Source organism: Agathobaculum desmolans ATCC 43058 (genome assembly GCF_000701665.1).
GTDB lineage: Bacteria > Bacillota > Clostridia > Oscillospirales > Butyricicoccaceae > Agathobaculum > Agathobaculum desmolans.
In genome coordinates, this window is record NZ_JNJN01000076.1 from 1 (window position 1) to 5516 (window position 5516).

Genomic DNA, 5516 nt, shown 5'->3' on the forward strand with positions numbered 1-5516 from the left:
ACATGGCTCGATTGCTCCAGATTGATGTCAAGTGTGTAGCCAAATTCGCGTTCGTTCGCGGGAATTTATCAAAGCGTGTTTTTTTCGTAAAACACACCGATTTTTACCTTTGTACGTTCTCGGAAACAGGTCAAAGTCCTTGCGCCTACCTATAATATGCAAATCCACAGATTTGGCGACCGCTTCAAGACTTCGCTCTGAGGGAACAAGTCTGAAATCCCATCGCCTCAACATTAATTCTTCCCGTGACAGAATTTGTACTTTTTTCCGCTTCCGCATGGACATGGATCATTACGTCCTATCTTCTTTGGCCAGTTTGCTCTTTCCTGAACCATAAGTGGTATTTTGCCATCATACATAAGAGAAAGCTCTCTTAGTCGATACAGGTATTCTGAAACACCCAATAAGGCCTGAAACATGTGCATCGCTTCATTTTCAAATTCGAGAAGGTATTCCGTTTTCTTTACGGTTCTGTCTTTTGGATTTGGAATGTAAGTAATAACCTGACTCACCGCGTCATATTCAACATCATTGTGTCCAATCGCATTTCTCAGTTTTGCATTTACTACAACATCCAAGAAATCGGTATAGACTTCTGTGTTCAAGCAAAAATGATACCTTGATGCCTTTGTGAGCTTTATATAATCCTCTAAAGAAGATACATTCTTTTCCAAAGGATTCATTGAATTCGCGTCAGCCCTGTATTTTATGTTATTAAGAGCGACCGGGATAACAAGCAAATTACCAAGGGCTTCATAAACATCCAAATAGAACTGTTTTACACTATCAAAGCTACTTGTTGTCGAGCCTTCAACTTCGAAATCAAAAGAATCATCTTTGCAATACTGTAAAGCGAGAGCAGGAATGAGGCGCTGGTATATTTTTATAAAATCATCATAGACCTTATATATCAAATCCTGTAGCTCCTCAAGATGATAACCATCATGTGAATTTAAGAAGTCTACTAAGCTCTTCAGCTGAACAGAGTCCAGTTTCATAATTCCTGCACTAAAAGAGAGATTATCCAAGATGTCTTTTTTGAGTGCAGAATAAAACCCATGAACCTCAATCATATGAATAGCTCTCAATACCTCAGACTCATCTCTGCACTGAAAGTATTGTCCGGAGAATTCCTTTTGTATCTCCTGAACAAGGTATTCACTATTATTTCTGAAGAGGTCAATGATTCTTTTATAGCTCTTCCATTTCTTTTCTGTTGCATTAAGCTGTGATACCGCTTTTCCGAACTGCTCATATGAATCATCCGTCTTCATACGATTCATATAGCGGATAAACGGAGTAATGACGACTTCTTCCAACTCCGCTGCTTTGCCTTGTTTCACGGTCGGAAATTCACCAGAGCATTCAACCATGTAATCAGCTTCAGCATCCGGGATTTCATCCGCATTGTCAAAAGAAAACTTTAGCCCCGGTCGGTTTTGTCCTATCTTAACGCTGCCAGATAAGGAAGTACCACATTTACCGCAAGCCACAACAATAGGATGTTCTTCTTGCCATCCAACCTGTAATCGGACTCTGGTAATACTTCCGCAAACCTGACATTTTATAAATGTATTAAAAACCATGCATTTTCTCCATTCATATTATCAAGCATTAAATCGCCTCAACCTTTGACGGCTCCACAAGTGCATGGGATTTCATCGTCGTAGCCCTAATATGCCTCTGCTGGGATCGATGATCCATCTCTGACAATCTTGATTGTTCCATCATCAGAAATTTCTATTACAGAGACATCTTCAAGCAAATGTCCATGTGCTCGAACATAATACTCAGCCAGTGTTTCCTGCTTGCCACGAAACACTGCTTTTTTCATACAAAGCAGCTTCTTTGTCCCAGAAGGCAGAAAGCCAAAGTAAAATACAGCCTCGTCCAAGCCCATCAACTTTGCGCTCGGAACATTCCCGGAATCAGTCCACGTATAACATTTGCATTCAGCCACGATAGACCTGTCAGCATTGGCAAGATCAAACTTGTGCTCCTTTGGCGGTCTGCCGATGGGGATTGCTGCTTCTTGCTCAAAATATGTATTATATTTTTCTTTGAGAATCGTTTGCACAAATTCTTGGAACTTGCGTCCGACGTGCGGATTCTCAGAATTTAAATTTGCCATCAGTGCTCCTCGTCCTGAGTGGACTATTGCCAATCTACCGTTATATACGGCACAATCAAATCGTAGAACTTCTTTGACCATTCTGCATGGAACTTTGCCATCTGCGGCCAGTCATCCTCGTTTTCAATGCTCACGTTATCAAGCTGAATAAATACCTTCGAGGATTTGATATCATCTCCACGGTTCCACTGAAGCTCCGTTCCCAGCTTCGATTCAATCTCGCTTTTATGCTGGTAAAGAGCATCAAACGCAGCTTTATTCTCTGATCTCTCCGCTCTGGCAAATACGACCTCTGAACGGGCAGAGTCAAAATTCGCAACACAGCAGAGGTAGAAACCTCCAATGCCAAAGAATCCGTTTATCCAGTTGTCCGTACTCGGATTCACATTGCTGAAAGAGCCGGGATTACCATGTGCCTCATGGATTTGGGCTAAGGCATACGTCCAGTAGCGTTTTCTAATCTCAAACCTCGTTTCAGAGGAATCACCGCTCATATTGAGACGTTCTCCGGCCATAGATAATGCTGTCGTGATCCGGTCAAAATGGTCGATGATCCAATCAAATATTTTCTGCTGCTCTGCTGGATTGAATACATCAGCCTTCTCCTCAATAACGATGGAACGTGTTGTACCTGTCGATTTTGAGTATTCCCAATTTAGGTTCTCACCAAATTCGGTCTCAATCTGATCTTTCAATTCTTTTAGACGGTTATAGGTATCCACATTATAGGTGTAGATGCCCATCTTGATTCGTTTACCATAGGGAATGGAAAAGAATAAGTGATAGCCGTTCGCGCCTATGTGCACATCGTAATATGTTCGGCCAGCAGCTTTCTGTTTTGCTATATTGCTTGATCTGCCGTGCTCATTAGCATAGTTTACGAATGCTGTCCAGAATTGCAGTTTTTGATCATCTCCGGAGCCTTCTGCACTTTCCTCGGATTCCGGTACGTTTGCCGATACTTCCTCCAACTCCTCCGGGATTTCTCGTCCATCTTTGACGAACGAAATGCCGATCAGCTTTTCCAACTGTTCTTCGTCGAATTGCAGGTTCCAGCGTTCCTGCATGAAAACGAGAAGCTTTTCAGTTCTGCTGTATATCTCAAATGCAGTCCAATCCTGCAGCTTGGATACCTCTATCTCTGAGTGAGATCCATTCTCGTATCCGCGACGTCCTGTGGTTTTGGAATGCTTCTTATCCTCAAAACTGTCATTCTGCAAAGCCGAGTTTACGCTCTGAGACAACGGCAGAAGGTTCCCAAGTGCTCCAGAAAACATCTTGATTTCCGAATCCTTAAACTGCCGGTACATATTACGCCAGTAATACTTCGTCGGTGTCTGAGGGAGAATATGCTCGATAGACACTTTATCCTTCTCGGACTTTGTAAACATTGACCACGTGCAGAAACGATCTATATTATTTTTCTCTGCCAGCTTAGCCTCATATTCATAAAAGAAGTATCGCAGACTGTTCCAGTCGTAGTAGCCATTCCCTGTAGAAAAATATTTCTCAATTCTGGTGACAAAGTTCTGCGTGGCAAAATCGATATCGTTCGTTGTCCTGTCATATATTTCTTTACAGAGCTCATCAACATCCGTTTCTTTCACATACACCTGACGTGCAGCTCGATAATAATCACTGCTGCCATAGGATGCATTAAAATTACCCAAGCGAAATGCAACAAAGATAAAGCGCTCAACTGCTTCAAAGATTTTAACTCTGCTGTTCGCAGAAATATCCCGCCGACTGATGACCGCAGTAACCAGCGGCCTGAAATGTCCGATGCCGATACGGTTAAGCCTATCGACTCGTTTTTGCTCTTCAGGAGTAAGATTAGCACTTTCAAATGGGAAATATGTGTCATACCAGTACTTCGCCATATCTTTGAGGCTATTGACATAGTCCTCGATTTCTTTTGGCTGGAGTTTGGATACCTCTATGATTTCCTGTTCTTCTGTTTCAGTAACTTCCGTGTCGTCTGCATCAGTAACATCATCGCTGATAACCGACTCGGCCTCTGTCTCAACCAGAACTGGTGCCTTTTCAAATATGCCCTTTGACGAGAACTTGCTTAGCAGGAATTTAATGTAGTCATCGCCACGTTTACGGGAATACCTGAAGTAGATAATCCAATGCGCACGCAAAAAATCATCATCAGAAAGCGGAACACTCTTATTCCTACCAAGCTGATAGTAGACTTCCTTCCAAGCGTCATTTATCTTCTTACGGAGGGCAGACTTGTCCTTCTCGTCAAATACCTCATCATCATAAAGCGTGGTCAAATAGATCAGTCTGTTTTTCAACAATTCAAGATTCGTCAGCTTCTTACCACGATTGTTCATGGTCTCGAAAGCTACAAACACATCGTAATCATCGTCGATTTCATGGAGATTAAACATCAGGCGCTGTGTGAGTTTTTTATACAGCGTATTTACTGCCTCAAGGCCGCCTTCTCCGGACTCATCATATAGTTTCCTAATGTTCTCTGCAAAAAAGTTCTTTGCAAACTTTAGATTCTTCGTATAGTATGTCTCATTCACTGCGCCGGAATACGGCTCATCGAACACCTTATATTTCATGTATTCTGCGCTGGGATTGTCGACCTCATAGCCAAAAAGGTATGTTGTTACTACTCCGTTTGGCGGTCTTTTTCGGCAGATGTATTTTGAGACAATCTCTTCGACCGTTTCATACCCCAGCGTGATTTCTTTATCAGACTTACCCTTGTTCTCATCTAAGCCACGCACAAATCCCACGATCTCGTTCAAGAGAATGACAAACGTGGTGATGCGCTGCTGGCCATCAACGATATGACAAGGCTTATATCCGTTCTCGACCAGCCACAAGTCCTCGCCCCAGCTGACGGTCTCCTTGCTTTTTAGAGGCTTAAGGGACAGGAGACCTGTATAGTGATAACGGTCAGCCTGAAGATTTACAAGGTCATCCCAAAAATCCACCAACTGTTGCTGCAACCACGCATAGCCACGCTGATAGTCCGGTATCCGGAATAATCTATTTTGAAAGAGCAGCGACAATGAAGTGACCCCAAAAAGTTAGACAATATTTTCAAATAAATACTGTTCAAGCTACTGAAAGGGCTTGTTGTCTGTGTAAGACAGGCGGCAAGCCCTTTAATTTCGCCTTAATTCTTTTGTTATTGTAGTAATCTAAATATTCTATCAGTTCTTGCTTAAAGTGCTCCATGGAGTTAAATTCTTGCAGGTAGAGCAGCTCGCTTTTGAGCAGACCAAAAAAGTTCTCAATCACTGCATTGTCCAAGCAGTTACCTTTGCGGCTCATGCTCTGCCGGATACCCTTGTTTCTGAGCATTTGTTGGTATTGTTTATGCTGGTAATGCCAGCCTTGGTCTGAGTGAAGAATTAAA

Annotated in this window: 4 protein-coding genes; all 4 read right to left on the bottom strand. The window is 42.5% G+C overall.

Going from position 1 to position 5516, the window contains the following annotated elements; translation table 11 throughout:
• Positions 1-233: 233 nt before the first annotated feature.
• Complete coding sequence (locus T363_RS0113300; RefSeq protein ID WP_031476611.1) at positions 234-1586, bottom strand: SEC-C metal-binding domain-containing protein; 1353 nt, start codon at positions 1584-1586, stop codon at positions 234-236.
• Between the two features lie 86 nt (positions 1587-1672).
• The gene (locus T363_RS0113305; RefSeq protein ID WP_015519168.1) at positions 1673-2131 is read right to left on the bottom strand and encodes a hypothetical protein; all 459 of its coding nucleotides are present in this window, start codon (positions 2129-2131) and stop codon (positions 1673-1675) included.
• 23 nt (positions 2132-2154) lie between these two features.
• The gene (locus T363_RS0113310; protein WP_031476614.1) at positions 2155-5166 is read right to left on the bottom strand and encodes a DUF4268 domain-containing protein; all 3012 of its coding nucleotides are present in this window, start codon (positions 5164-5166) and stop codon (positions 2155-2157) included.
• Between the two features lie 46 nt (positions 5167-5212).
• Positions 5213-5516, bottom strand: a 304-nt coding sequence (locus T363_RS0113315) for an IS3 family transposase (protein ID WP_031476616.1), incomplete at its 5' end; no start/stop codon positions are given.